General features: G+C 65.8%; 28 protein-coding genes. 21 read left to right on the plus strand and 7 right to left on the minus strand.

The window, feature by feature from the left end; all coding sequences use genetic code 11:
* The first annotated feature begins 106 nt into the window (after positions 1-106).
* The 6 genes from ACK4FJ_RS10580 (at position 107) to ACK4FJ_RS10605 (ending at position 3583) form a co-directional block, all read left to right on the plus strand.
* Complete coding sequence (locus ACK4FJ_RS10580) at positions 107-391, plus strand: DUF2282 domain-containing protein (RefSeq protein ID WP_409766171.1); 285 nt, start codon at positions 107-109, stop codon at positions 389-391.
* A gap of 86 nt (positions 392-477) precedes the next feature.
* Positions 478-1314 carry a DUF692 domain-containing protein gene (locus ACK4FJ_RS10585; RefSeq protein WP_409766173.1) on the plus strand — a complete coding sequence of 279 codons (837 nt, stop codon included), beginning with the start codon at positions 478-480 and terminating at the stop codon, positions 1312-1314.
* 1 nt (position 1315) lies between these two features.
* Positions 1316-2071, plus strand: coding sequence for a putative DNA-binding domain-containing protein (locus ACK4FJ_RS10590; protein ID WP_409766175.1), 756 nt, complete (start codon positions 1316-1318; stop codon positions 2069-2071).
* Between the two features lie 11 nt (positions 2072-2082).
* Positions 2083-2520 carry a DoxX family protein gene (locus ACK4FJ_RS10595; RefSeq protein ID WP_409766177.1) on the plus strand — a complete coding sequence of 146 codons (438 nt, stop codon included), beginning with the start codon at positions 2083-2085 and terminating at the stop codon, positions 2518-2520.
* Positions 2521-2585: 65 nt separating this feature from the next.
* On the plus strand, positions 2586-3080 hold the full coding sequence (locus ACK4FJ_RS10600) for a hypothetical protein (protein WP_409766179.1): 495 nt from the start codon (positions 2586-2588) through the stop codon (positions 3078-3080).
* On the plus strand, positions 3077-3583 hold the full coding sequence (locus tag ACK4FJ_RS10605) for a PAS domain-containing protein (RefSeq protein ID WP_409766181.1): 507 nt from the start codon (positions 3077-3079) through the stop codon (positions 3581-3583). Before ACK4FJ_RS10600 ends, ACK4FJ_RS10605 begins: the two co-directional genes overlap by 4 nt.
* 3 nt (positions 3584-3586) lie before the next feature.
* Here ACK4FJ_RS10605 and pdxY read toward each other — a convergent pair whose 3' ends face one another.
* Positions 3587-4453, minus strand: a complete 867-nt coding sequence (pdxY, locus tag ACK4FJ_RS10610; protein WP_409766183.1) for a pyridoxal kinase — start codon at positions 4451-4453, stop codon at positions 3587-3589.
* A 153-nt stretch (positions 4454-4606) separates the two neighbouring features.
* Here pdxY and ACK4FJ_RS10615 point away from each other — a divergent pair, with 153 nt between their 5' ends.
* From ACK4FJ_RS10615 to ACK4FJ_RS10650, 8 genes are all read left to right on the plus strand, one after another.
* A complete protein-coding gene (locus ACK4FJ_RS10615; RefSeq protein WP_409766185.1) occupies positions 4607-5485 on the plus strand; it encodes an HpcH/HpaI aldolase/citrate lyase family protein in 879 nt (292 codons plus the stop codon).
* A gap of 7 nt (positions 5486-5492) precedes the next feature.
* A complete protein-coding gene (locus tag ACK4FJ_RS10620; protein WP_409766187.1) occupies positions 5493-6551 on the plus strand; it encodes a MaoC family dehydratase in 1059 nt (352 codons plus the stop codon).
* A 251-nt stretch (positions 6552-6802) separates the two neighbouring features.
* The gene (locus tag ACK4FJ_RS10625; RefSeq protein WP_409766189.1) at positions 6803-8113 is read left to right on the plus strand and encodes an ammonium transporter; all 1311 of its coding nucleotides are present in this window, start codon (positions 6803-6805) and stop codon (positions 8111-8113) included.
* A 203-nt stretch (positions 8114-8316) separates the two neighbouring features.
* Entirely contained in the window at positions 8317-8703 is a 387-nt protein-coding gene (sdhC, locus tag ACK4FJ_RS10630; RefSeq protein WP_409766191.1) for a succinate dehydrogenase, cytochrome b556 subunit, read from the plus strand.
* Between the two features lie 10 nt (positions 8704-8713).
* Entirely contained in the window at positions 8714-9109 is a 396-nt protein-coding gene (sdhD, locus tag ACK4FJ_RS10635; RefSeq protein ID WP_409766193.1) for a succinate dehydrogenase, hydrophobic membrane anchor protein, read from the plus strand.
* A 4-nt stretch (positions 9110-9113) separates the two neighbouring features.
* Positions 9114-10901, plus strand: coding sequence for a succinate dehydrogenase flavoprotein subunit (gene sdhA / locus ACK4FJ_RS10640; RefSeq protein WP_409766195.1), 1788 nt, complete (start codon positions 9114-9116; stop codon positions 10899-10901).
* A 21-nt stretch (positions 10902-10922) separates the two neighbouring features.
* On the plus strand, positions 10923-11714 hold the full coding sequence (locus ACK4FJ_RS10645; protein ID WP_409766197.1) for a succinate dehydrogenase iron-sulfur subunit: 792 nt from the start codon (positions 10923-10925) through the stop codon (positions 11712-11714).
* A gap of 120 nt (positions 11715-11834) precedes the next feature.
* Positions 11835-13184, plus strand: coding sequence for a pentapeptide repeat-containing protein (locus ACK4FJ_RS10650; protein ID WP_409766199.1), 1350 nt, complete (start codon positions 11835-11837; stop codon positions 13182-13184).
* Positions 13185-13187: 3 nt separating this feature from the next.
* Here ACK4FJ_RS10650 and zapE read toward each other — a convergent pair whose 3' ends face one another.
* The 3 genes from zapE to ACK4FJ_RS10665 form a co-directional block, all read right to left on the minus strand.
* On the minus strand, positions 13188-14315 hold the full coding sequence (gene zapE, locus ACK4FJ_RS10655) for a cell division protein ZapE (RefSeq protein WP_409766201.1): 1128 nt from the start codon (positions 14313-14315) through the stop codon (positions 13188-13190).
* Between the two features lie 68 nt (positions 14316-14383).
* On the minus strand, positions 14384-15883 hold the full coding sequence (locus ACK4FJ_RS10660; RefSeq protein WP_409766203.1) for a CoA-acylating methylmalonate-semialdehyde dehydrogenase: 1500 nt from the start codon (positions 15881-15883) through the stop codon (positions 14384-14386).
* Positions 15884-16021: 138 nt separating this feature from the next.
* Positions 16022-17086, minus strand: coding sequence for an NAD(P)H-dependent flavin oxidoreductase (locus tag ACK4FJ_RS10665; RefSeq protein ID WP_409766204.1), 1065 nt, complete (start codon positions 17084-17086; stop codon positions 16022-16024).
* Between the two features lie 147 nt (positions 17087-17233).
* Here ACK4FJ_RS10665 and ACK4FJ_RS10670 point away from each other — a divergent pair, with 147 nt between their 5' ends.
* Entirely contained in the window at positions 17234-17881 is a 648-nt protein-coding gene (locus tag ACK4FJ_RS10670) for a TetR/AcrR family transcriptional regulator (protein ID WP_409766206.1), read from the plus strand.
* 1 nt (position 17882) lies between these two features.
* The gene (locus ACK4FJ_RS10675) at positions 17883-18365 is read left to right on the plus strand and encodes a DUF4442 domain-containing protein (protein ID WP_409766208.1); all 483 of its coding nucleotides are present in this window, start codon (positions 17883-17885) and stop codon (positions 18363-18365) included.
* Positions 18366-18386: 21 nt separating this feature from the next.
* Here ACK4FJ_RS10675 and ACK4FJ_RS10680 read toward each other — a convergent pair whose 3' ends face one another.
* The 3 genes from ACK4FJ_RS10680 to ACK4FJ_RS10690 all read right to left on the minus strand — a co-directional run bounded on the left by ACK4FJ_RS10680 (position 18387) and on the right by ACK4FJ_RS10690 (position 20502).
* Entirely contained in the window at positions 18387-19097 is a 711-nt protein-coding gene (locus tag ACK4FJ_RS10680; RefSeq protein ID WP_409766210.1) for a CBS domain-containing protein, read from the minus strand.
* 66 nt (positions 19098-19163) lie between these two features.
* Positions 19164-20060: a helix-turn-helix domain-containing protein gene (locus tag ACK4FJ_RS10685; RefSeq protein WP_409766212.1), complete on the minus strand. Its 897-nt coding sequence runs from the start codon at positions 20058-20060 to the stop codon at positions 19164-19166.
* 28 nt (positions 20061-20088) lie between these two features.
* Entirely contained in the window at positions 20089-20502 is a 414-nt protein-coding gene (locus ACK4FJ_RS10690) for a hypothetical protein (RefSeq protein ID WP_409766214.1), read from the minus strand.
* A 209-nt stretch (positions 20503-20711) separates the two neighbouring features.
* Here ACK4FJ_RS10690 and cysG point away from each other — a divergent pair, with 209 nt between their 5' ends.
* From cysG to ACK4FJ_RS10715, 5 genes are read left to right on the plus strand one after another with little or no spacing between them, the layout of a single operon-like run.
* Positions 20712-22097, plus strand: a complete 1386-nt coding sequence (cysG, locus tag ACK4FJ_RS10695; RefSeq protein WP_409766216.1) for a siroheme synthase CysG — start codon at positions 20712-20714, stop codon at positions 22095-22097.
* Between the two features lie 11 nt (positions 22098-22108).
* Positions 22109-22417 (plus strand): DUF2849 domain-containing protein, encoded by a 309-nt coding sequence (locus ACK4FJ_RS10700; RefSeq protein WP_409766218.1) that lies wholly within the window; start codon positions 22109-22111, stop codon positions 22415-22417.
* A 16-nt stretch (positions 22418-22433) separates the two neighbouring features.
* Positions 22434-24095, plus strand: coding sequence for a nitrite/sulfite reductase (locus tag ACK4FJ_RS10705; RefSeq protein ID WP_409766220.1), 1662 nt, complete (start codon positions 22434-22436; stop codon positions 24093-24095).
* Entirely contained in the window at positions 24082-24600 is a 519-nt protein-coding gene (locus tag ACK4FJ_RS10710) for a DUF934 domain-containing protein (RefSeq protein ID WP_409766222.1), read from the plus strand. Before ACK4FJ_RS10705 ends, ACK4FJ_RS10710 begins: the two co-directional genes overlap by 14 nt.
* Complete coding sequence (locus tag ACK4FJ_RS10715; protein WP_409766224.1) at positions 24597-25325, plus strand: phosphoadenylyl-sulfate reductase; 729 nt, start codon at positions 24597-24599, stop codon at positions 25323-25325. The genes ACK4FJ_RS10710 and ACK4FJ_RS10715 overlap by 4 nt, the downstream gene beginning before the upstream one ends.
* Positions 25326-25327 lie beyond the last annotated feature (2 nt).

The following is a 25327-nucleotide window of genomic DNA, read 5'->3' on the forward strand; positions in this document are numbered from 1 at the left end:
GCGTAACACAGGCCGGGATGGCTGCGAATGTCCGGGTATGGGCGGCAGCAGGCCGCATCCGCCCGCCTCCCGATCCCCTGCGGCTGCACCACTGAAGGAAACACCCATGCTTGCTAAGACCCATCTGTCCGCCGCCCTCCTGGCCGGCTCGCTCGCCACCGCCATCGGCCTGATCGCCATGGACGCGCCGGCCCAGCCGGCCGACAAGGAGAAATGCTACGGCGTTTCGCTGGCCGGCAAGAACGACTGCGCCGCCGGCCCCGGCACCACCTGCGCCGGCACCTCGAAGGTGGATTACCAGGGCAATGCCTGGACCCTGGTGCCGAAGGGCACCTGCGTCACCATCAAGACGCCCAAGGGCACGGGGTCGCTGCAGCCGATCAAGAGCTGAGTTTTCCTCCCCTGACGCTGACACGACAAGGGGCGGGGCGCCGGCCGTTACCCCCGGCGCCCCAATCATCCTACCGGAGTTCTTCGATGCTGCCCGTTTCCGCCGGTACCGGTTTCAAGCCCGAGCATTTCGCCGCCATGCGCGAAGGCGCGGCACGGGTCGGCTTCATCGAGGTACATGCCGAGAATTACCTGGGCGATGGCGGCCTGCCCCATGCGATGCTGGCCGACCTGCGCCGCGACCATGCGCTGTCGCTGCATGGCGTCGGCCTGTCCATCGGCGGCGAGGCCACACTGGATCAGGATCACCTGCGCCGCCTGCGCGCTCTGTGCGACCGTTACGCGCCGCAGAGCTTTTCCGAGCATCTGGCCTGGTCGAGCCATGGCGGCGTCTTCCTGAACGACCTGCTGCCCCTACCCTATACGGAAGCCACGCTGGCCCGCGTGATCGCGCATGTGGACCAGACGCAGGAGATGCTGGGCCGGCGCATCCTGCTGGAAAATCCGGCGACCTATTTAAGCTTCGGCGCCAGCACGATTCCGGAAACCGAATTCCTGGCCGCCATCGCGCGGCAGACCGGCTGCGGCCTGCTGCTGGACGTGAACAACGTCTACGTGGCCTGCCGCAACCGCGGCGAGGACCCGCTGGATTACCTGCGGCGTTTTCCGCAGCAATATGTCGGCGAAATCCACCTGGCCGGCCATGACGCCACGACCGACGACCATGGCATGCCGTTGTGGATTGATCATCACGGCGCGCCGGTGGCCGATGCGGTCTGGACGTTATATCGCGCCGCGCTGCAGTTCTGCGGCCCGCAGCCGACTCTGATCGAATGGGATAACGATCTGCCGGACTGGCCGGTGCTGGCCCGCGAGGCGGCCAGGGCACAGGCCGCGCTCGATGCCCTGCGGCAGGCGGCCTGACATGCAGCCCGCCTTCGCCGCCGCTCTGCTCGACCCGGCCCTGCAACCGCCGGCCGGCATAATCGCACCGAGCGATCTCACGCAGCGCTTCAACGTCTATCGCAACAATGTGGTGGTCGGCCTTGCACGCGCACTGGCCGCCGGCTTTCCCGCCACCGAACGCATCGTCGGCGCGGAATTCTTCGCCGCCATGGCGCAGGACTACATCAGGGTCGAACCGCCGCGTTCACCCGTGCTGCTGCGTTATGGCGAAACCTTCCCCGATTTCGTCGCGGGCTTCGCACCGGCCGCCGCCCTGCCTTATCTGGCCGATGTGGCGCGGCTGGAGGTTTTGCGCAGACATGTGCATCACGCCGCCGATGCTTCCGCCCTGCCGCCCGCCATGCTAGCCCGGCTCGATCCCGCCAGCCTGCAGCAGTTGCGTGTGACGCTGCATCCGGCCTGCGCGGTGCTGCGTTCGCGACATCCCGTCGTCACCATCTGGGCGATGAACAGCGATGCCCTGCCCCTGCAGGAGATCACCGACTGGAGCCCGGAGGATGCGCTGGTGCTGCGTGTCGGCAGTGACCTGGCACAGCGCGTTGAGATCCGCCGCCTGCCGCCGGGAGCAACCGCCTTCCTGAATGGCCTGCGCAACGACCGGCCGCTGGGTGATGCCGCCCTGGCCGCCTTTGCCGAAGCCCCCGACTTCGACCTAGCCGCCGCGCTGGCAGCTTTGTTCGCCGACGGCCTCGTCACTGCCATCCGCATAGACTGAAAGAGCATCTCATGTCCGCAACCGACCTGATCCGGCAGATTGTGTCCGGCCTTGACCGCATCCCCTACAGCCTGATCGCCCTGGGTGCGCGCGTATTCCCCGCCGCGATCTTCTGGCAATCGGGCCAGAGCAAGCTGGAAGGCTGGCGGGTTTCCGACAACGCGATCTACCTGTTCCGCGAGGAATACAAGCTGCCATTGATCGATCCGGCACTGGCCGCGCATCTGGCGGCTTTGGGCGAGCATCTGCTGCCCCTGCTGCTGGCACTCGGCCTGGCCAGCCGCTTCGCGGCGCTGGGCCTGCTGGGCATGACGGCGGTGATCCAGGTTTTCGTCTATCCCGATGCCTGGCCCACCCATGGCGTCTGGGCGATCTGTCTGCTGATCGTTACCGCGCGCGGTCCGGGCCGGATCGCGCTGGATGCGCTGATCGCGCGGCGCCTGACATAACCGATACAATTCTCTTCGCAATCACCGATTGCGGAAGTCGGGGTCGTCATGCGTAATGCCATCGCATGCACGCCTTCGACCTGCCCGCCGATTCGCATCCGCTGATCCGGCGGGCCCATGAGTATTGGCTGAACATCCATCCACCCGGCGGGGGCCTGCCCGGCCGCACGCGGCTGGATCCGACCGCTGTACCCACCCTGCTGCCCCATGTCTGGCTGGTGGATGTGCAGCGCGAGCCGTTGCGCTTCCGCTATCGCCTGCTGGGTACCGCGATCCGGCGCGTGACGGAATCGGGGGCGACGGTGGTAGGCCGCTGGATCGACGAGGTCGACCCCGGCTTCGCGCCGGGCCATCCGCGCTTTGCCGCCTTTGCCGAAGTGGCGGAACAGGGCCGCCCCGGCTATCGCAAGGGTACGCCGGTCTATCCGCCAAGCCTAGAACATCTGACCATCGAACGCATCTTCCTGCCACTGGCCGCCGATGGCAGCCATGTCGACATGCTGTTCTGCCTGTCGCTGTTCCTGACCCGGACCGGGCAGGTCCTGAAGGGAAGCATATGAGCGCCGATTTCCAGCTGCCCGATTCCGCGCATCGCGTGATGCATGACGGCCTGGCCTATTGGCGAAAGGCGCATCCGGGCGGCGGCCTACTGCCGGGCCGGCAGCATATCGATCCGCTGAGCATGCCAAGGCTGCTGCCTTATGCCTGGCTGCTGGAAGTGCATCGGCCAGCCGACGGCATGACCATCCCACGCTTTCGTTTCCGGCTGGTCGGCAGCCATGTCGACCTGGGCTTCGGCGGACCCAAGACCGGACGCTGGCTGCATGAGATAGAGCCGGATTTCGAAAGCAACGCGGCGATGCAGGCCAGTTTCGTCGCCGCCGCCACGGAAGGCCGCATCAGTCACCGGCGTGGCGCTCCGCGTTTCGGCATGAACGCCGCCGCGGCCGAACTGGAGCGGCTGATGCTGCCGCTGGCCGGCAACGGCCGCGACGTCGACATGCTGCTGGGCTTCACGGTTTTCTACGAGAGCAACGGCGCCGAACTGCATCCGGCGCTGTAGCGATCAACGCACCCGTTCGATATCGGGCAGATGCGGTGGCGCGATCAGGTCGTCCTGCTTCGCCTCCAGGCGCATCTCGGGCGCCTTGCGCTCCAGTGCATCGCGCAGCAGCGCATAGGTGCCCGCCATGGCGAACAGCATGGCTTTTTTCGGCGTGCGCCCTTTCAGCAGCCGGGCCAGAAACAGCGCGGCGAACAGGTCACCCGCGCCCTTGGGCAGATTCTCGCCCAGATCGGGCACGGCGCAGAGCCAGGCACCGTCGCGGTTGACCAGCAGGGCCTCCAGCATCCCCACGCCCTGATTCAACCCGCCATCGCGACGCTTGAGCGTGGTGGCGATCACGGTATGGGGGCCCTTCGCGCGCAGCGCGTCGCAGGCGGCCAACGCGGCGGGCAGGTCCTCGATTTTCGAACCGGTCAGATATTCAAGCTCGAAGCCGTTCGGCGTGGCGATGTCGGCATGGCGCAGCAGATGGTCGCGGATGAAAGGCGGCAGGCTGTCCTGCACATAAAGCCCGCTGTCGCTGTCGCCCATCACCGGATCGCAGAGAAAGATCGCCTTCGGATTGGCCGCCTTCACGGCCTGCGCCGCGCGCAAAGCCGCCTCGGCCATGCGCGGATTGCCCAGCCAGCCCAACAGCACGGCGTCGATCTGGTGCCATTCCGGCCGGGTCTGCAAAGCGGCGATCCAGGCATCCAGTTCGGCCGGTTCGGTCGGCCGGTGCGCCGGCGGGCCGTAGGAAGGATTGAAGGCCAGCAGGCCGGTCGGCACGGCCCAGACCTCCACCCCCTGGCGCTGCAGCGGGAAGATGCCGGCATTGTTGCCGACATGGCCGAAAATCACCTGGCTCTGGATACTCAGGACACGCATGGCCGGTTGTTCCTGTGCGAATTGCTTGCCACAGCGGATCGGGACGCCAGGGAAAGCCATTGGGGAAACTTGCCATGCCCCCGGCCGCGATTATAGTGGCGCCGGCGATCTTTTTCGCAGTGCAGCATAACCATAAACCAGAGAGGAATCCGCATGTCCGCATCCGTCCGCCCCCGCCGCAGCGTGCTGTACATGCCGGGCTCGAATGCCCGGGCGCTGGACAAGGCCAAGACGCTGCCGGCCGATGCGCTGATCCTCGATCTGGAAGATGCCGTGGCGCCGGAACAGAAGGCGCTGGCCCGCGAGCAGGTCTGCGCCGCCGTCGCCGGCGGCGGCTATGGCGGGCGCGAGCTGATCATCCGCACCAACGGCCTCGACACCGCCTGGGGCAAGGATGACCTGGTCGCCGCCGCCAAGGCCGGCCCGGACGCCGTGCTGCTGCCCAAGGTGGAAAGCGCAGCCCAGGTGCAGGCGGCCGAGGCCCTGCTGAAGGCCAGCGGCGCGCCGGACAAGACCGCGATCTGGTGCATGATGGAAACGCCGAAGGGCATCCTGCATGCCGAGGAAATCGCGAGCGCCTCGAAGCGGCTGGCGGTGTTCGTGATGGGCACATCCGATCTGGTGAAGGACCTGAACGCGCAGCACACGCCTTTGCGCCTGCCGGTGATCACGTCGCTGGGCCTGTGCATGCTGGCGGCCCGCGCCTACGGCTTGAGCATCCTTGACGGCGTCTATCTCGATCTGGACGATGAGGCCGGCTTCGAAGCGGCCTGCAAACAGGGCCTGGAACTGGGTTTCGACGGCAAGACGTTGATCCATCCCAAGACCATCGATGCCGCCAATCGCGTGTTTGCCCCCAGCGAAGCGCAGGTGGCACATGCCCACAAGATCATCGCCGCTTTCGAAGCCGCATCGAAGGAAGGCAAGGCCGTGGTGCTGGTGGATGGCAAGCTGGTGGAAAACCTGCATGTCGAGCAGGCGAAGAAGCTGGCCGCACTGGCCGATGCCATCGCGAAACTGCAGGCGGCGTGAGGCGGTCATGAGCAACAAGACCAATCCCGGCAATTTCTTCGAAGACTTCAAACTGAAACAGCAGTTGCGTCATGCCACGCCGCGCACGGTGACCAGCGGCGACGTGGCGCTGTATACTGCGCTGTATGGATCGCGCTTCCCGCTGCAATCGGCCGACACGCTGGCGCGCAGCATCGGTATGAAGGCAGCACCCATCGACGACCTGCTGGCCTTCCACATCATCTTCGGCAAGACCGTGCCGGAAATATCGCTGAATGCCGTGGCCAATCTGGGTTACGCGCAATGCCGCTGGTTCGCGCCGGTCTATCCCGGCGACACGCTGCATACCGTGTCGGGCGTGATCGGCCTGAAGGAGAATTCGAACAAAAAGACCGGCGTGGTCTATGTTCGCAGCCAGGGCTACAAGAACGGCAACGACCTTGTGCTGGATTACGTGCGCTGGGTGATGGTGAAGAAGCGTGACGAAAACGCCGCGATCACCGAGGAGCATGTGCCGCAACTGGCCGAGGCGCTGGCGCCGACACAGTTGCGCGTGCCCGAGGGCACCGATTTCCGCAAATACGACTGGGTGATGGCCGGCAGCCCGCATGGCTGGGAGGATTACGCGGTCGGCGAGAAGATCGACCATGTCGATGGCATGACCATCGAGGAGGCCGAGCACATGCTGGCGACGCGGCTGTACCAGAACACGGCCAAGGTGCATTTCGACCAGCACCGCCAGGGGCAGGAGAAACTCGGCCGCCGCCTGATCTATGGCGGCCATGTCATCAGCCTCGCCCGCGGCTTAAGCTTCAATGGCCTGGGCAATGCCGCCTTCGTGGTGGGCATCAATGGCGGCCGGCATGTGAACCCCACCCTGGCCGGCAACACGATCTATGCCTGGTCGGAAGTGCTGGACAAAGGCGAGGTCGAGGCCCGCGGTGATGTGGGCCTGCTGCGCATCCGCACGCTGGCGGTGAAGGACCAGCCCGCGCAGGGCTTCCCCGACAGGGATGCCGCCGGCAAATACCCCGACAACGTGGTGCTGGACCTGGATTATTGGGTGGCGATGCCGCGTCGCGGCTAATTCTGCCTATTTAAAAGGCAAAAGATCATTTCTTCAGCGGCAATATGCTGAATTTACCGGCAGCCTCGGGAGGTATATCCCGAGACGCCGGCCTGCCTGAGCGTTTATCAGCACTTCCCGTGCCATGACCCGCCCTGTCTGCTGGCATGCCTCGTGCTTGGGCAGTCTGCCCGTTTTGCCGGCGTTTCGCCCGCCGGCAGGAGCCGGGCAAGACATAACGATCCAGTCTTTAATGACACAGGGTGGGACCCATGATCGCCTTCTTCGCGCGCCGTCTGGCGGCGCCCGCTATTCTGCTGCTTGCGTCGCCGCTGCCGGCCCTGGCTGCCGACGAGAAACCGCTCGACATGGCCAGCACGGCCTGGCTGCTGACCGCCACGGCCCTAGTGCTGTTCATGACCCTGCCCGGCCTGGCGCTGTTCTATGCGGGGCTGGTGCGGGCGCGGAACGCGCTCAGTGTACTGATGCATTGCGTGGTGATTGCCGCCCTGATGTCGGTGCTGTGGCTGGCCTTCGGCTATAGCCTGGCCTTTTCCGACGGCGGCGCGAACCAGGCCTGGATCGGCGGGCTGGACCGCGCCTTCCTGGCCGGCATCACGGCCGACACGCTGAAGGATGGCATCCCCGAAGCCGTCTTCTTCATGTTCCAGGCCACCTTCGCCATCATCACGCCGGCACTGATCGTCGGCGCCTATCCCGAACGCATCAAGTTCTCGGCCGTGGTGCTGTTCTCGGCTCTGTGGCTGCTGCTGGTTTATGTGCCGGTCTGCCACTGGATCTGGGGCGGCGGCTGGCTGTTTGAGGCCGGCGTGATCGACTTCGCGGGCGGCCTGGTGGTGCACGTGACCGCCGGCATGGCCGCGGTGGCCGCGGCCCTGACGGTGGGCCGGCGCCGCGATTTCCCGCATGAGCCGATCCTGCCGCATAATCCGGGCATGACCGCCACGGGCGCCGGCATGCTGTGGGTCGGCTGGTACGGCTTCAATGCCGGTTCGGCGCTGGCCGCCAATGGCAGCGCGGGCATGGCCCTGCTGGCCACCCATATGTCGGCTGCGGCCGGCGCGCTGACCTGGATGGGCATCGAATGGTTGCGCCATGGCCGTCCTTCGCTGGTTGGCACCGTCACCGGGCTGATCGCAGGCCTGGCCACCATCACGCCGGCAGCCGGCGTGGCCGGCCCGGTCGGCGGCCTGATCGCCGGCTTCTGCGGCGGCGTAATCTGCTTCAGCGTCACGGCCCTGCTGAAACAGCGCCTGAAACTGGATGACTCCCTGGATGTCTGCGCCGTGCATGGCGTGGGCGGCGCTTTGGGCATCCTGCTGGTGGCCCTGATCGGCCAGCCCGGCTTCGGCGGCAGCGGCTTCGCCGAAGGCGTCGACGCCATGGGCCAGCTCGGCAGCCAGCTGCTGGGCCTCGTCGTCACGGCCGCATGGGCCGGCGGCGTGAGCTGGGCCATCCTGGCGCTGCTGCGCGCCACCAGCGGCCTGCGGGTGAGCGAGGAAGAGGAGTTCGACGGCCTCGACATCACTACCCATGGCGAGCGGGCCTACGATCTGCGATAGACCCGCATCAAGGAACATCCTCGAGAACATTCCCGCTGCCGGTAATTTGCCTTGCCGGCAGCGGGTTTAGGTCGTTAAAAACAGGGCTGCCAATCATTGACTAGGCGGTGGCCGGGTCTAGTATCTGCCCCGCTTTCGGGGCGCCGATCAGGAGACGTATTCCACCGATCCCGGCGCGCCGTCCCCACTCGAAGGCGCATAAAATGGCGAATGTCGAACGACCGCTCTCCCCGCATCTGCAGGTCTACCGCTGGCCTGTCACCATGGCTTCCTCGATCCTGCACCGCGCCACCGGCGTCGGCCTTGGCCTTGGCACCCTGCTGCTGACCTGGTGGCTGGTCGCCGCCGCCGCCGGCCCCGAATACTACGCCTGGGTGCAAATGGTGCTGGCCTCCTGGCTCGGCCGCCTGGTCCTGTTCGGCTTCACCTGGGCGCTGTTCTACCACCTGCTCAACGGCATCCGGCACCTGTTCTGGGATGCCGGCTATGGCTACAGCATCCCCGTCGCCAACCGCACGGCCTGGCTGGTGATCGTCGGCTCGGTGGTCTTGGCCGTGCTGGCCTGGATCGTCGCCTACGCCTGGAAGTGAGGAGCGCGCCATGAGCAATGCCAACAAACACATGCGCAGCCCGCTGAAATCCGTGCGCGGCCTCGGCGCGGCCAAGGACGGCGTGCAGCATTGGTGGGTCCAGCGCGTCACCGCCGTGGCGATGATCCCGCTGCTGCTGGTCATGCTGGTCTGCGTGCTGAAGCTGGCCACTGGCGACCATGCCGCCGTCGTCGCCGCCTTCCGCAACCCGATTTTTGCGATCATCGCCCTGCTCGCCACCCTGGCGGTGTTCTGGCACCTGAAGCTCGGTTTACAGGTGGTGATCGAGGACTATGTCCATAGCGAGGGCCTGAAGATGGCCAGCCTGCTCGGCGTGACCTTCGCGGTCTTCGTCGTCGGCGGCATCGCCGCGCTCTCCGTGCTCAAGCTTTTCCTTGGGGTGTAAGACCATGCCCGCCAGCTATCAGGTTGAAGATCATTTCTACGATGTCGTCGTCGTCGGCGCCGGCGGCGCCGGCCTGCGCGCCACCATGGGCATGGCCGCGGCCGGCCTGAAGACAGCCTGCATCTCGAAGGTGTTCCCCACCCGCAGCCACACCGTGGCGGCGCAGGGCGGCATCTCGGCTTCGCTCGGCAACATGGGCGAGGATAACTGGCGCTGGCACATGTACGACACCGTCAAGGGGTCCGACTGGCTCGGCGACCAGGACGCCATCGAATACATGTGCCGCGAGGCCGTGCCGGCCGTGCTGGAGCTTGAGCATTTCGGCATGCCGTTCAGCCGCACGGCAGAAGGCAAAATCTACCAGCGCGCCTTCGGCGGCATGACCAAGAATTTCGGCGCCGAGCCGGCCCAGCGCACCTGCGCCGCCGCCGACCGTACCGGCCATGCGATGCTGCACACGCTGTATCAGCAGTCGCTGAAGTTCGACACCGAGTTCTTCATCGAGTATTTCGCCCTCGACCTGATCATGGACGAGGACGGCGCCTGCCGCGGCGTGATGGCCTGGAACCTGGCCGATGGCACGATCCACCGCTTCCGCGCCCATATGGTGGTGCTGGCGACCGGCGGTTACGGCCGCGCCTATTTCTCCTGCACCTCGGCCCATACCTGCACGGGCGATGGCGGCGGCATGGTGCTGCGCGCCGGCCTGCCGCTGCAGGACATGGAATTCGTGCAGTTCCACCCGACCGGCATCTATGGCGCCGGCTGCCTGATCACCGAGGGCGCACGCGGCGAAGGCGGCTATGTCGTCAATTCCGCAGGCGAGCGCTTCATGGAGCGTTACGCGCCGTCGGCCAAGGACCTGGCCTCGCGCGATGTGGTGAGCCGCGCCATGACCATGGAAATCCGCGAAGGCCGCGGCGTGGGCAAGAACAAGGACCACATCTTCCTGCACCTGGATCACCTGGACCCGAAGATCCTGCACGAGCGCCTGCCCGGCATCTCGGAAAGCGCCAAGATTTTCGCCGGCGTCGACGTGACCAAGCAGCCGATCCCGGTGCTGCCGACCGTGCACTACAACATGGGCGGCATCCCGACCAACTATCATGGCGAAGTCGTCACGCTTAAGGACGGCAACCCCGACAAGGTGGTGCCCGGCCTGATGGCCGTGGGCGAAGCCGCCTGCGTGTCGGTGCACGGCGCCAACCGCCTGGGTTCGAATTCGCTGATCGACCTGGTGGTGTTCGGCCGCGCCGCCGCCATCCGCGCCGCCCAGGTGGTCGACAAGGGCGCCAAGCACAAGGACATGCCGAAGGCCGGCGATGAAGCACTGGCGCGGCTGGACCGTTTCCGCAATGCCAAGGGCGGCAGCGCGACGGCGAAGATCCGCGACAAGATGCAGCGCGCCATGCAGAACAACTGCGCGGTGTACCGCACCGGCGAGGTCCTGAAGGAAGGCGTCGGCCTGATCGACGACGTCTACAAGATGATGCCGGATATCGGCGTTTCCGACCGCTCGCTGGTCTGGAATTCCGACCTGGTCGAGACGCTGGAACTCGACAACCTGATCCGCCAGGCCGTCGTGACCATGCATTCGGCCGAGAACCGCAAGGAAAGCCGCGGCGCCCATGCCCGCGAGGATTTCCCCGACCGCGACGATTCGCAGTGGATGAAGCACACGCTGACCTGGCTCGGCGACAAGGGCGACATCACCATCGACTACCGCCCGGTGCATACCTACACGCTGACCAACGAGGTCTCGTATATCGAGCCCAAGAAGCGCGTGTACTAAGAGAAGACGAGGACGCTCCCCATGGCCGAGTTCGCGCTGCCGAAGAATTCCAAGATCACCGAAGGCAAGACCTGGAGCCTGCCGCCGGCCAAGCCGGGCGAGGAGCGCAAGGTCAAGCGCTTCCGCGTCTATCGCTGGAACCAGGATGACGGCAAGACCCCGCAGGTCGACACCTACGAAGTCGACATGAACGATTGCGGCCCGATGGTCCTGGACGCGCTGATCAAGATCAAGAACGAGATCGACCCGTCGCTGACCTTCCGCCGCTCCTGCCGCGAGGGCGTCTGCGGTTCCTGCGCCATGAACATCGACGGCGGCAACACGCTGGCCTGCACCAAGGCCTGCGAGGATATCGACGGCGACGTGAAGATCTATCCGCTGCCGCACATGCCGGTGATCAAGGACCTGGTGCCCGACCTCACCAACTTCTACGCGCAATATGCCTCGATCAAGCCGTGGATGCAGACCCAGAGCCCGGCGCCGGCGCGCGAGCGTCTGCAATCTGCGGAAGACCGCAAAAAGCTGGACGGCCTGTATGAGTGCATCCTGTGCGCCTGCTGTTCCACCTCCTGCCCCAGCTACTGGTGGAATTCCGACCGTTATCTGGGCCCGGCCATCCTGCTGCAGGCCTATCGCTGGATCGCCGACAGCCGCGACGAGATGACCGGCGAGCGTCTCGACAACCTGGAAGACCCGTTCCGGCTGTATCGCTGCCATACCATCATGAATTGTGCGCAGACCTGCCCCAAGGGCCTCAACCCGGCCCAGGCGATCGGCGAAATCAAGAAGCTGATGGTGGAACGCCGCGGCTAAGCTGCTAGACTTACGACCAATACAGGGGGCAAACGGCTGGATCGGCATGGCCGGTCCGGGATAAACTCGCGGCCGATTCTGTTTTCTGTGCATCGTTCGTTAGCAAGGCCGCAGAACGTTATGGGCGATTTTACCCGCGGGGCCCCCTCGCACCTGACCAAGCTTGGCGCGGAAAAGCTGCGCGACGTTTTGCGCGAGCATGAGGCCCATCTGGCCGGCAAGACCGACGCCAAGCCGGCCGACCTCTCCTATACCGACCTGTCCGACGCCGACCTGACCGGCGCCAATCTCACGCTGGCCAACCTGACCGGCACGCGGCTGCACCGCGCCCGTCTCGACGGCGCCAGGCTCTCCATGTCGAAATGCGGCGGTTCGGATTTCCGTAACGCCACGCTGGACGGCGCCGACCTGCGCTGGGCCGACCTGCGCGGCGCCTGCCTGCGCGCCGCCGGCCTGAACGATGCCAACATGGCCGAGTCGAACGGCGTCGAGGCCCTGGCCCCGGTCTACGATTCGGAGGGCAAGATCAGCGACAGCGGCCCGGCCAAGCGGGCCATCGACCTTTCGGGCGCCTCGGCGCAGCGCGCCGATCTTTCGGGCGCCCAGCTGTCGCGCGCTTTCGCCCTGCATGCCGATTTCGCCGACGCCAACCTGGACGACAGCAACCTGGCCCGCGCCGACCTGCGCAAGGCGCAGATGATGTCGGCCCGGCTCGGGTCCGCCGACCTGCAGCATTCCGATTTCTCCGGTGCCAACCTGTCGGGCGCAACGCTGACCGGCGCCAATTTCGGCGGCGCCAACTTTGCCGGCGCCGACCTGCGCGGCGCCATCGTCGATGCCGCCAGCCGCACCCTGCCCGAATTGTCGGCCGCGATTTTCGCCGGTGCCTCGCGCCATACCCTGGACGACCTGAGCGAGGTGCTGCGCCAACACGAACTCTGGGTGCATTCGGAAGGCCGCCAGGGCCTGCGCGCCGACCTGAGCGATTTCGATTTCTCCGGCCGCGACCTGCAGGGCATCAACCTGATGGGCGCGCTGCTGGAACGCGCCTGCTTCGCCAATGCGCGCCTGACCCAGGCCAATCTGGCGCTGGCGCGGCTGAACTTTGCCGACCTGCGCGGCGCGATCCTGACCAAAGCGAACCTGCGCGGCACCAGCCTGACGCGCGCCATCCTGGATGGCGCCGACCTGTCGGGTGCCAATCTGGCGGCGATCCGCGAGGATACGCCGAACAGCCGCACCGCACGCACCAACCTGAGCGCGGCCAAGCTGAAGAAAGCCCTGCTGGTGGCTTCTAACTTAAGCGGTGCCAGCCTGGTGGGCGTGGATATGCGCGAGGCCAACCTGTCGGGCGCCGACCTGACCGGCGCCGACCTCACCGATGGCCGCTTCGACGGCGCGGTGCTGACCGGCGCGCAATTCACCAACGCGCGGCTGGACCGCGCCCGCGACCTGCTGCTGCCGAACTGACGATTATTGCGCCGCGTGCGCCAGCGCGCGGTAATCTTCGCTCTGCATCTCGTTCAGCCGCGACACGCAGCGCTGGAATTCAAACGCGCCGTCGCCTTCGGGATACAGCGTCTCGGGCGGCGCCTCGGCCGTGGCCATCAGCTTCACCTTCGCCTCATACAGCGTATCGACCAGCGTGACGAAGCGCTTGGCCTCGTTGCGCCGCGCCGGGCTGAGCGTGGGGATGCCGTCGATCATCACGGTGTGGAAGGCGCGCGCGATAGCGAGGAAATCGGCCGGACCCAGATTGGCCTCGCAGAGATCGCCGAAGGTGAAGCGCGCCACGCCGCGCGCCTGTTCGGGCACATGCAGCTTGCGGCCCAGCAGCTCCAGGTCCATCGGCCTGCCTTCGGCTTCGTCGGTCAGCAGGCCCCAGGCGCGGTCCAGCGCCAGCGTCGATTTGGCGCTCAAGGGACTGAACCAGACCTTCTCGCGACTCAGGCGCTGCAGCCGATAGTCGCGCTGGGCCGCCAGATGCAGCACGTCGAGTTTTTCCTTGAACAGGGCAATGAAGGGCAGGAACAGCTGGCGGTTCAGCCCGCCCTGGTACAGGTCTTCGGGTGCGCGGTTCGAGGTGGCGATCACCACCACGCCGCGTTCGAACAGTTTCTCGAACAGGCGACCGAGGATCATGGCATCGGCCACGTCGGTCACCTGCAACTCGTCGAAGCAGAGCAGCCAGCTCGCCTCGGCGATCTTCTTGGCCAGCGGCCGGATCGGGTCGTCGCCGCCTTTCTTTTTCTCGGCATCGTCATCTGGTAGCTGGCGATAGCGGAAGATTTCGGCATGCACCTCCTGCATGAAGGCATGGAAATGCACGCGGCGTTTTTTTTCCACCGGTGCCGCGCCGAAGAACAGGTCCATCAGCATGGACTTGCCGCGCCCGACATCGCCGTAGATATACAGGCCCTGCGGCGCCGCCTCGCGCTTGCGGCCGAAACTGAGCTTCTGCAGCCAGCTATCTTCGCCCGGCCGGTAATGCTGCAGCCGGTGGCTGAGCAGTTCCAGCTTCTCCACCGCCAGTTCCTGCGCCGGGTCTTCGGCGATTTCCCGGGCGGCGAGCTTGGCGCGGTAGGCTTCGAGGATGGACATGAGGTTTCTTTAAAACAAAACGGGCGGCAGAGTCATCTGCCGCCCGCCCAGTTTTGACATTACTTATCTTACTTCATGGTCGGGATGTTGAACTCGGCACCCGAACGGATGCCGGTCGGCCAGCGCGCCGTCACCGTCTTGATCTTGGTGTAGAATTTCACGCCTTCCGGGCCATGCTGATTGGTGTCGCCGAAGGCCGATTTCTTCCAGCCGCCGAAGGTGTGGAAGGCGAGCGGCACCGGGATCGGCACATTGATGCCGACCATGCCGACCTGCACCTTCGCGGCGAAGTCGCGGGCGGCATCGCCGTCGCGAGTGAAGATCGCCACGCCGTTGCCGAATTCATGCTCGGTGGGCAGCTTGGCTGCTTCCTCGAAGCTTTCGGTGCGCACGACCGACAGCACTGGGCCGAAGATCTCTTCCTTATAGACGCGCATGTCCGGCGTGACATTGTCGAACAGGCAGCCGCCCATGAAATAGCCGCCTTCGTAGCCCTGCAGCTTCAGGCCGCGACCATCCACCACCAGCTTGGCGCCCTCGGCCACACCGGCATCGACATAGCCCTTCACTTTGGCAAGGTGCTCCTTGGTGACCAGCGGACCCATTTCGGAATCCTTGTCGGTGCTGGGACCGACCTTCAGCGCCCGCACACGCGGCGCCAGCGCCTCGACCAGACGATCGGCCGTGCCCTTGCCCACCGGCACGGCGACCGACACCGCCATGCAGCGCTCGCCCGCCGAGCCGTAACCGGCGCCGATCAGGGCATCCACGGCCTGGTCCATGTCGGCATCCGGCATGATGATCATGTGGTTCTTGGCGCCGCCCATGGCCTGCACGCGTTTGCCATGTGCCGCCGCCGTCGAATAGACATACTGCGCGATCGGGGTCGAGCCCACGAAGCTGACCGCTTGGATGCGCGGATCGGTGAGCAGCGTATCCACCGCTTCCTTGTCGCCGATCACGCAGTTCAGCACGCCGGCCGGTGCGCCGGCTTCCAGCATCAGTTCGGCCAGGCGCAGCGGGCAGGAGGGGTCCTTTTCGCTGGGCTTGAGCACAAAGGTGTTGCCGGCGGCAATCGCAATGGCAAACATCCACATCGGCACCATGGCCGGGAAGTTGAACGGGGTGATGCCGGTGACGACGCCGAGCGCCTGGCGCATCGAATAGACGTCGATGCCGCGCGCCACGCTGTCGGAATACTCGCCCTTCAGCAGATGCGGGATGCCGCAGGCGAATTCCACCACTTCCAGGCCACGCTGCAGCGAACCCTTGGCATCCGAGACGACCTTGCCATGCTCATTGGCAATCAGCAGGGCCAGCTCGTCGGCATGCTTTTCGCACAGCTCCTTGAACTTGAACATCACGCGGGCGCGCACCAGCGGCGAGGTGGCGCTCCATTCGGCGAAGGCGCGCTGGCTGTCGGCGATGGCGGCCTCGACCTCGGCCTTGGTGGCCAGCGGTGCCTTGGCGCCGACCTCGCCGGTGCTGGGATTATAGACGTCAAGGAAGCGGCCCGACTTGCCCGCCACCTTCTTGCCGCCGATGAAATGATGCAGTTCCTTCGCCATGACTCACTCCCCAGGACAGGTTCCGGCGGCCTTGTCTGTATGGCGGCCGGCAGCCTGTATGTTGCTAAGCCCGATGCTCGATTTAAGACCGGCAGACTCTAAAGGCCCCGGCCCCAATGACAAGGGCCGGGAGACGGTTCAGAACCGGGTCTGCAGCGCCTGCCGTGCCTCGGCCAGCAGGCGGGCGACGATGGCCGCCGCCGGCTCCGGCCGGGCCAGCCGCGCCGCCTGTCCGGCCCAGAGCGACTGGTAGTCGGTTTGGCCGGATTTCGAGGCCGCGCCGCGCATGGCCTTGCTCATGGCATTGGCGACCGGGAAATCGGGGATGATGTCGTCGCGGCCGGCCATGCGGTCGAGAAAGGCATTACGGATGCCACGGGCATGGCGGCCGGAAAAGACCCGTGTGAGCGCCGTGCTTTCCGCACGCTCGCTTTGCAGCAGGGCCTTGTAGCCGGGCGACAGCGCCATTTCCTCGGCCAGCAGGAAGCTGGTGCCCATGGCCACGGCCGAAGCGCCCAGGCAGAGTGCGGCGGCGATGCCGCGCCCGTCGCCGATGCCGCCAGCGGCGATCACCGGCAGCTTCACTGCGGATACGATCTGCGGGACCAGCGCCATGGTGCCGACCAGGCTGTGTTCCACGCTGTCTAGGAAACTGCCGCGATGGCCGCCCGCCTCGGCGCCCTGCGCCAGGATGGCATCGACCCCGGCCGCTTCCTGCATACGCGCCTCGGCCACCGTGGTGGCCGTGCCGATCACCAGGATGTTGCGGGCTTTCAGCGCCGCCACCTGATCGGGCGTCAGCGTGCCGAAGGTGGTGCTGAAGACCGGCGGCGCTTCCTCCAGCACCACCGCGAACTGAGCCTCGAAGGATTCCTGATACGTGTTCGGCAGATCGGGTGCGCCGAGGCCAAGCTCGGCATGCGCCTTGCCCAGCTCCGCGCGATAGGCCGCCATCTTGGTTTGATCGGCGCTCCAGGGCTGCGGTGAGAACAGGTTGATGTGGAAGGGCCGCTGCGTGCCGGCGCGGATGGCGCGGATCGCATCGCGCAGGGCCTGCGGCGCCATATAGGCCCCGCCCAGCGCACCCAGCGCGCCGGCATTGGAGACGGCGATGGCCAGTGCCGGTTTTGCGGTTTCGCCGGCCATCGGGGCCAGCAGCAAGGGATGGTCTATGCCGAGTCGGCGGACGAAGTCTTGGATCATGGCGTTTCTCTCTCCCCAGATGGGTCTGGCTTAAGACTGCGCCTTTCCGCAGCGGCCGCCAAGGGGATAGGGTCGGCAAAATTGTGCCGATTGGATCGATTAGAATATTTTTCTAGAATTTTATTCTAACACTGTTATAACCCGACCATGACCAGAGCCGCCCGCAAACCCACCATCCCGGATTACACCGCGAAAGCCGGCACGCGCGAGCGAGCGTTGATTGCAGCCCTGGCGCTGTTCGACGCACAGGGTGTGGAATCCACCACCATCGAACAGGTGCGCGACGCCGCCGAGGTCTCGATCGGCAGCCTGTATCACCATTTCGGCAGCCGCGAGGGTTTGGTCACCGCGTTATATGAAGATCTGCTGGAGCGTTATCGCGTGGCGCTGATGGCGGAATTGTCCCGGCACGATACGCCGCGCGCCTTCCTCGACGCTTTCGTGAAAACCCATATCGCCTGGTCGATACGACATCCCGATGCCGCACGGTTCCTGGCCGAGCATCGCTACCATCGCGCCGTCACCGTGGCGGAAGCCAAACTGCAGCGCGGCACCGCCGATTTCCTGCGTCCACTGATGCTGCTGTTCCGCCCCGCGGTGGAGACCGGCATCCTGAAGCCGATTGCACCCGATGTGCTGATCAGCCTGATCGTCGGTCCGGTGCAGGCCTGGCTGCGCAGCCATCGCGCCGGCAAGGCCAGCATCCGGCCCGATCTGGCAGCAAAACAACTGGCCGACACGATCTGGGACGCCATCGCCGCCCCCACCCCCGCCCGCAAAACAAGGAAGAGCTGACATGTCCCGCAACGAACCCGCGATCCTGCAGCAATGGCAGCGTGTTTCGCGCCTGCCTTTCGGTAACTGGCTGTTCAGCCGTCTGATCGGCCTGACCGTGCCCTATGCGGCCAGCATCAATGCCCGCGTGCTGAGCCTGGTGCCTGGCCGCGCGCAAGCGCAGATGGCCGACCGTCGTGCCGTGCGCAACCATCTGCGCTCGATCCATGCCGTGGCCCTGACCAACCTGGCCGAACTGACCGCCAACCTCGCCATCATGAGCCGCCAGCCGGCAAAGGGTGCGCGCTGGATCGTCACCGGTTTCGACACCGAATTCGTCAAGAAGGCACGCGGCGCGGTGACGGCGCAATGCGAGGTGGCGCCGCTGGACTGGTCGCAGCCGCAGAGCCTGTCGGGCCGCGTGGAACTGCGCGACGCCGCCGGCGACATCGTGATGCTGGCCACGCCGCGCTGGAAGATCGGCCCGGACGCCGTGAAGGCTTAAAACGGGGCGAAGGCTTAAAACTCAGACCTTGGGCGGTTCGAGGTAGAGGCCCGACATCGGCTCCAGCCAGATCAGGTGATCCTCGACGCCCTTGGCGCCGGGCGCGCCCTCGGCCAGCACCTTGAGGGCCTGGCGTTCACGTTCGTCGAAGATGGTGCCCCAGAGCTGCACCACGCCGTCGCGCACGATGATATTGGTGCTGCCGGTCGGCGCCCAGGACTGAGCCTTCATCTCGGCCAGGATATGCTCGCGGATCGCCGCGTCGCTGGCCGCCACCGGTTTCACGTCTGCCAGCGCGCCGGCGAACAGATGCAGCAGGTTGGCGCGGCTGACGATGCCGACGGGTTTGCCGTCACGCACCACCGGCAGGCGTTTCACGCGATGTTTTTCCATCAGCCGCACGATCTCAGTGGTCGGCGTGTCTTCGGCAATGGCGACCGGTTCGCGCGTCATGACCTCGTCCACGCGGCGGCCATGGCTGTGGGTGTAAGTCTCGGCCTGGGCGCCGGGACCCAGCAGCATCTCCAGCCAGCGGGCGCGGCGCTTTGCGGTGCCGATCTCGCTGCGGCGCAGGAAATCGCCCTCGGTGACCATGCCGACCAGTTTGCCGGCCGCATCCACCACCGGCAGGCCGCTGACATGCTTCTGCAGCATCAGGCGCACCGCCTCGGCCACCTTGGCATCCTGGGCAACGGTGTAGACCGGACTGGTCATGATATCGGCGGCTTTCATGCGGCATCTCCTGGACTGAAGCTGCCGCGATCCTAGCGCAAACCGCGCCGCCAGGCTTGATCCGCGTCAATCGCCCGCCTGTTTCGCCAATTCGCGCAGAAGCTGTTCGCTCGCCGCATTGGCCGGCAGGAAGCTTTCGATCCGCATGTCCTGCAGGGTGACATCCTGCGGTGTGCCGAAGGTGGCGATCAGGGTGACCATGTCGAGCCGCAGGCCATCCTTCTCCACACTGAAGCCCAGCAGGGGCGCCGGCTCGCTGTCCCAGTCCACCTTGCGCCACAGCGCATCCACATCGGGATAGCCGCGCACTTCCGCCAGCACGGCGGCAGCGGCGGGACTGTCCATCGCCTCGCGCTGCAAACGATGCAGCAAGGCCGAGGCGACCTCGGGCCAGCGCAGCATGTAAGGCCGGGCGGCTTTGGGGTGCAGCGGCAGCTTCATCATGTTCAGCGGCTGCGCCGGATCGGGCGCGGCGCCGAGCAGGAAAGCCACCATGCGCTGGGCGGCGGCATTGGCCAGCTGCACATTCCAGGCGGCATCGACGACCACGGCGGGAAAGGGCTCCTGCTGGCGCAGCAGCAGATCCAACGCGTGGCGCGCCTCGGCCAGTTGCGGCGCATCGAGCCGGCTTTCGCGATAGGCCGCGGCAAAGCCGGCGGCATGCAGCAGGCGGTTGCGTTCGCGCAAGGGCATGTCGAGCAGTTCGCTCAAATGCAGCACCATCTGCCGGCTCGGCCGGGCACGGCCGGATTCGAGGAAACTGACATGGCGCTGCGACACGCGGCCCAGTTCGGCCAGTTCCAGCTGGCTGAAGCCGCGGCGGCGGCGCCATTGCCGCATCAACGTGCCGAAGCCGGGCGTTTCGGTCGCGCTGGAACGGATCGGCATTTCGCCGTGCAGGCTGGCCATGGCAATGATCTCCCTGAAGCGGTTATGCGTGGCAGGATGGCGGGCGTCCAGCATGAACGCCCGCCCCCGCCATTGCTCTGCCTCAGGCGGCAGCCAGCCTGCCGGTACCGCGCAGGGTACGGGCCTTGAGCCAGCCGATCAGCGCCGTATCGACCGCAACCGCCAGCAGGGCGACACTGCCCCACAGGCTGAACACGCCGCCGAAGGCGGCCAGCAGGGCCAGCGTGCCGAGCACCCACAGGCCATCAGCCAGCACGGTGAAGGCCACGAAAGCGCGCGGCAGCTGCGGCCGGCCCGACATGACCAGCAGCAGGGCGGCATAGGCGGCCAGCGCGATGCCCAGGCCGAGCATCACTCCGGCCATGGGCAGACCGAACAGGCCAGCCTGGGCCGGCAAAAGGAATTTCGCCGTCCAGCCGGCGGCCAGCAGGCCGGGCAGGCCGCAGGTGAAACACAGGGCGGCATCGAAACGGAGCAGGCTGCGTTGGGTAAGCATGGGAAACCTCCGGGTTTGAGTGGTGACCCGATATTTCAGGCAGAACAGCAGCTTAACAATTACCGAGCAGGTAATAGTGTTCTTATTATACATTATTATAATGTTTGATTATTTATAATATCACTTATGAAGGTATAATTATGTTGACTCTCATATGTGACTGTTAAATATCATGCCGCATCGGTCCTGCGCCACGGAGAGGGTGCGCCATGCAGACATTCCCGAGTTTCCTCGTGCTGAAAGACCAGCCCGTGCTGGTAGTGGGTGGCGGCGAAAATGCCGCGCGCAAGATTCGCCTGCTGCTGAAGGCCGAAGCTGCGGTCACCGTGGCAGCGCCCAATATCAATGACGAGATCGCCGGCCACGTCGTCGCTGGCCATGTGCGTTATCTGGCAATGGCTTTCTCCCCCGCCCTGCTCGATGGGATACGGCTGGCCATCGGCGCCGCCGAGGATGAGGCGCAGAACCTCGCCCTGGCCGAGGCGACGCGCACACGCGGTGTTTTCGTGAACGTGGTGGACCGCGCCGACCTTTCCGACTTTCTCGTGCCCGCCATCGTCGAGCGCGGCGACATCACCATCGGCATCGCATCCAACGGCACCGCGCCGCTGCTGCTGGGCCGCATCCGCGCGCAGATCGAGGCTTTGCTGCCGTCGCGTCTGGGCGACCTTGCCGCGCTGGCCGGTGAATTCCGCAACAGCGTGGCGCGTGTGATCGGCGAGCCCGCTCTACGCAAACGCTTTTGGGAGCGTGTGTTCGATGGCGCCATTGCGCAAAAGGCGCTGGCCGGCGACCTGAGCGGCGCGCGCAGCGCCCTGCTGGCCCAGCTCAACATGCCGCAGGCCGGGATCGAGGGCAGCGTGGCTTTGGTGGGCGCCGGACCGGGCGATCCCGACCTGCTGACCCTGAAGGCGCAGCAGGCAATGAGCCAGGCCGATGTGGTGCTGTTCGACGACCTGGTGGCGCCGGCTGTCCTGGACCGCGCACGCCGCGACGCCGAGCGCATCGCCGTGGGCAAACGCAAGGGTCATCATCGCCTGAGTCAAGACGACATCAACGCCCTGATGGCCGAACTGGCTGCGCAGGGCAAACGCGTGGTGCGGCTGAAGGCCGGCGATCCCTTCATCTTCGGCCGTGGCGGCGAGGAAATGGAATATCTGCAGGCGCGCGGCATTGCTGTGCAGGTGGTGCCGGGCATCACGGCGGCGCTAGGTTGCGCGGCCGCAGCCGGCATACCGCTGACCCATCGCGACCTGAGCCATGGCGTGACGCTGGTGAGCGGCCACCTGAAAGACGGCGAGGACGGCCTCGCCTGGGCCTCGCGCGCCCGCGCGGGTGAAACCGTCGTGGTCTATATGGGCCTGAGCCGGGCGGCGGATATCCGCGACCGCCTGCTGCAGGCCGGCGTGTCGCCCACACTACCCGTCGCGCTGATCGAAAACGGCACGCGGCCCGACCAGCAGGTGAGCGCCGGGCCGCTTCAGGCCCTGCCCGCGCTGGCCGCACGGCATGGCAACGGACCCGTATTGCTTGTGATCGGCAAGGTGGCCGCCGCAGTCCAGCATTCCATCCTGCCGCAGCAGCGCCGCGCATAAGGACCAGATCCATGGCCAAAGCCCCCAAACTGAAAGACCAGGCCCATATCGTCACCGCCAATCATCTGACCAGCGGCGACGTGGTCTACCTGACCATCCGCAACGACTGGAGCCGCGACATCGCCGCCGCCTTCGTGGCGCCGAATGCCGAGGCGGCCGCCGCCTGGCTGGCCGAAGCCGAGGCGCAGGCGGCACGCAACATCGTGGTGGGGCCATATCTGGTGCCGGTGGATGCCGGCCAGACACCACCATGGCCGATCCAGTTCCGCGAACGCATCCGCGCCGCCGGGCCGACCACCGAAAAACGGCCGGCGGCGTAGCCTGAGGATTTGCCCCATGTACCAGTATGACCAGATCGATCAGACCCTTGTGGACGAACGCGTGGCGCAGTTCCGCGACCAGGTGGCGCGGCGCCTGAGCGGCGCGATCAGCGAGGATGAGTTCAAGCCGCTGCGCCTGCAGAATGGCCTGTATCTGCAGCTGCACGCCTACATGCTGCGCATCGCCATTCCCTATGGCACGCTGTCGTCGCAGCAATTGCGCACGCTGGCGCAGATCGGCTGCAAATACGATCGCGGCTGGGGCCATTTCACCACCCGGCAGAACCTGCAATACAACTGGATCCGGCTGGAAGACGCCGCCGATGCGTTGGCCGACTTGGCGAAAGTGCAGATGCATGCGATCCAGACCAGCGGGAACTGCATCCGCAACACCACCACCGACCAGTTCGCCGGCGCCGCCCATGACGAGATCGAGGATCCGCGCCTGTGGTGCGAGATCATCCGGCAATGGTCGACCTTCCATCCCGAATTCAGCTTCCTGCCGCGCAAGTTCAAGATCGCCGTCACCGGCTCGCCGAATGATCGTGCCGCCGTGCGGGTGCATGATATCGGGCTGCGCATGCACAGGAATGCCGAAGGCGAGACCGGCTTCGAGGTGATCGTGGGTGGCGGCCTGGGCCGCACACCCTTCATCGGCAAGACGATCCGCGATTTCCTGCCCAGACTGCATCTGCTGAGCTACCTGGAAGCCATCCTGCGCGTCTACAACCAGTTCGGCCGGCGCGACAACATCTACAAGGCGCGCATCAAGATCCTGGTGCACGAGATCGGCATCGAGACCATGCGCGAGAAGGTGGAAGCCGAGTGGCAGGCGATCCGCGACGGCGCCCTGCAGCTGCCGCAGGACGCCATCGACCAGATCGCGACGCATTTCGCCCCGCCGGCCTTCGAGAGCCTGCCGGGCGGCGTGGCGCCAGATTATGCCGCCGCCTTCCGCACCGATTTCGAGTTTGGCCTCTGGGCCCGGCGCAACACCTTCAAGCACAAGCAGCCGGGCTACAGCATCGTCACCATCTCGCTGAAAAAAGAGGGCGAACCGCCGGGCGACATGAAGGCCGAGCAGATGCTGGCTGTGGCCGACCTGGCCGACCGCTATTCCTTCGGCGAAATTCGCGTGACGCATGAGCAGAACCTGGTTCTGCCGCATGTGAAACAGGCCGACCTGCCGGCCCTGTTCAAGGCCCTGAAGGCCTGGGGCCTGGCCACGCCGAATGTGGGCCTGGCTTCCGACATCATCGCCTGCCCAGGCCTGGATTACTGCGCCCTGGCTAATGCCCGTTCGATCCCGATCGCCCAGCAGATCGCCCTGCGTTTCAAAAACTGGGAGCGTGCGCATGACATAGGCGAACTGAAGATCAAGATCTCGGGCTGCATCAATGCCTGCGGGCACCATCATGTGGGCCATATCGGCATCCTCGGTGTCGACAAGAACGGCGAGGAATTCTACCAGCTCACGCTCGGCGGCTCGGCCGACCAGGATGCGGCGCTGGGCGACATCCTCGGGCCCGCGCTGAACACGACCCAGACCGTGGATGCCATCGACGCGCTGGTGGAGACCTATCTGCATCTGCGCAAAAGCAGCGACGAGCGTTTCCTCGATACCTACCGCCGTGTCGGCCTGCAGCCGTTCAAGGAGGCCGTCTATGCCGCTGCTTAAGGACGGACGCCTGATCGGCGAGGATGCCTGGGTGAGCGTCGCCGACGACGCGCCACTGCCCGAAGACAGGCCGGCGCTGGTTTCTTACGCACGCTGGCAGGCCGAAAAGGAAGCTCTGGCCGGACGCAATGCGCCGCTGGGCATCCGCCTGCCCAACACTGTGGACGTGCTGGAATTCGGTCCCGAAGCCGGCCGCTTCGGCCTGATCGTGCTGGAATTCCCCAAATTCAGCGACGGCCGCGCCTACAGCCAGGCGCGCCTTTTGCGCGAACGCTTCGGTTTCGCGGGCGAACTGCGCGCCACCGGCCATGTGCTGCAGGACCAGCTCTGGCACATGCAGCGCAGCGGCTTCGATACCTTCGAGATCGCCCGCGAAGACGCCGCCGAGGCCTTTGCCGCCGCGATGCGCAGTTTCAGCCATGTCTACCAGCCTACGGGCGATGGCCGAACCAGCGCATTGAAACTGCGACTGGCCACGGTACGCCGGCAGGAGGCCGCCGAATGAGCGCGCTTGCCTTCGCTTCTCTGGATATCGACGATTACGCCCGGTCGCTGGATGCGCGACTGCAGGGTAAACCGGCCGAAGACATCCTGCGCATTGCCATCGCCGAGCTGTTCCCCGGCCAGATCGCGCTGGTTTCGTCCTTCGGCGCCGAAGCGGCCGTGCTGCTGCATCTGGTGGCGCAGGTAGACCGCAGCACGCCGGTGCTGTTCCTGGAAACCGGCAAGCTGTTCGACGAGACGCTGGCCTATCGCGACCTGCTCATCGACAAACTGGGTCTGACCAATCTGCGCAACCTGCGGCCCGATCCCAGGGCGCTGGCCGCCAACGACGAAGGCGGCACGCTGTGGTTCCGCGATGCCGATGCCTGCTGCCGCATCCGCAAGGTGGAGCCGCTGGAACGCGGACTGAAGCCTTTCGCCGCCTCGATCAACGGCCGGAAGCGTTTCCAGGCCGCGACCCGCAGCGCCATCCCGCTGGTGGAAGCTGATGGTGCGCGGCTGAAATTCAATCCGCTGGCCGACTGGGGCCCGGCCGAGATCGAGGCCTATTTCATCCACCACGACCTGCCGCGCCATCCGCTGGTGGCGCAGGGCTATCCCTCCATCGGCTGCGCGCCTTGCACCCAGCCGGTGCAGGCCGGCGAGGATACCCGTGCCGGCCGCTGGCGCGACAGCGAAAAAACCGAATGCGGCATCCATAACCGCCCTTATTCCTCCCTGAAGTGACA

Origin of the sequence: Ferrovibrio sp. (assembly GCF_046297595.1) — a bacterium.
Lineage (GTDB): Bacteria > Pseudomonadota > Alphaproteobacteria > Ferrovibrionales > Ferrovibrionaceae > Ferrovibrio.